The organism is Bacillus sp. 05T31, from assembly GCF_056396725.1.
The window spans coordinates 1-1,582 of the sequence record NZ_JBFTMA010000857.1 but is presented as its reverse complement, the minus strand read 5'-3'; the positions used below and the strand labels follow the sequence as shown (position 1 = coordinate 1,582).

3 protein-coding genes are annotated in these 1,582 nt (G+C 30.4%); 1 reads left to right on the top strand and 2 read right to left on the bottom strand.

What is annotated here, in order from left to right:
- The coding region (locus tag AC1DJR_RS29250) for a DinB family protein (RefSeq protein WP_477004170.1) at positions 1–187 on the top strand (187 nt) is incomplete at its 5' end.
- A gap of 57 nt (positions 188–244) precedes the next feature.
- On the opposite strand, the gene AC1DJR_RS29245 is transcribed toward AC1DJR_RS29250, so the two are convergent.
- Together AC1DJR_RS29245 and AC1DJR_RS29240 are read right to left on the bottom strand one after the other, a co-directional pair.
- A complete protein-coding gene (locus AC1DJR_RS29245; protein WP_429687117.1) occupies positions 245–1,261 on the bottom strand; it encodes a D-alanyl-D-alanine carboxypeptidase family protein in 1,017 nt (338 codons plus the stop codon).
- Between the two features lie 181 nt (positions 1,262–1,442).
- Positions 1,443–1,582 (bottom strand): ATP-binding protein (locus tag AC1DJR_RS29240; RefSeq protein ID WP_477004171.1); only part of this gene is annotated, 140 nt, incomplete at its 5' end.

Here is a 1,582-nt window from a genome sequence, read left to right as displayed (position 1 = left end):
GTTATGGTCTGGCGACTTCGAATCAAAAATATTGAAAGCTTCATGGACAGATAAATCATATAAATACGGTGAAGTTTTAAGGCATGTAATTGTACATGAAATTCATCATATTGGTCAGATATCTATATGGGCGAGAGAACTAAATCTTCAGCCTGTTTCAGCAAATTTAATTGGAAGGGGATTATAAATTTAGAGGCCGACTTGCATTTGTATTGCAAGTCGGTTTTTATATTAAAGAGAATTTTTAGTTAAAATCCTCGGCTTTTTTTTGACGTATATATAAAAACATTAAGATTGTAATGATGAAAAAGATCATAATCGTTTGTATGATTAAATTTTTAAACTGAAACAATATTGTCCAAGATGTAACAGCATCTTTAAAAGCTTGGAGTGCAGAGTACGAGGAAGGATCAAAACCGTACTGAAGTAACTTTTTTGTTTCAATAAAAGTACTGTTTTCATCACCGGCGTCTAATATTACTGAAATAAGTCTAGTATCTCCTCGTGTGGCTGTACTGACAAAACTATAATTACCATTAGTTGAAAAACTAGTTTGTAAGCCGTCAACACCTTGGAGTTTAATGTTTTTATTAAGGGAATATATCATTTTATTTGTATTGAAAACTTTTGAATCTTTGAAGGTAAATTGGTAAGAGGTTAGTTTCGTAACATTCAATACATCTGGAAAGTCTTTTACTAATTGTGTTGCTAGTTTAGCGACGTCTATCGATGTTGTAGTTGATTGTTTATTCGTATCGTTATTAATTCCAGTAGCATTTAGAAACGGGGATGGTTGTGATAACTTTAGTTGTTTTGCTTTGTCATTCATTAAAAGTGTAAAGTTATCTTCGTTTCCAGCAATGTGTTCTGCAAGGGCAAGTGCGGAACGATTATTCCCTGTCAAAAACAATGCATGAAGTAAATCACGAACCGTCGTTTTATCTTTCGAAGTTACTTGTATAGGACTCGTTTCTGCTCGGAAAACTTCGTTACTTATTTTTACTAATTCATCTAACTGTATTTTTCCTTCATTCAGTTGTTCTAGTGCGATATACTCTGTCATTAATTTAGATAAAGTAGGTGATTGTATAGGAGTTTCTTCATTTTTTTTATAAACAATCTCACCAGAATTAGTATCTATTAAAGTAGCTGATTTAGCTTGAATAATTGGACCATTTACATAAAGATAAAAATATAAAACGATAAGTGCAGTAATAAGAAAAGATAATAATAAAACTGTTATTTTTTTTAAGAATTGCATTAGCGATCCTCCTACTATTACATCAATAATATTATTGTAAAAAGGAATGCTTAATTAGGAAGAAAGAAAAGGTAAAGAATTTCTAAAGAATTATAAAGGATTATTAAATTTTGGATATTGATGGAATATAAAAGGTTCAATTTCTTATATGATAAAAAATTGAACCTATAAATATGTGGTATTAAGCTTTATAAGGGAGTAATTTTACAGTGAAAGTTGTTTTTTTATCATCGCTATATACTTCAATTGTTCCTTTATGCAATTCAACAATACTTTTTGCAATTGCTAATCCGAGCCCAGATCCACCAGTGTTTGTTGAAC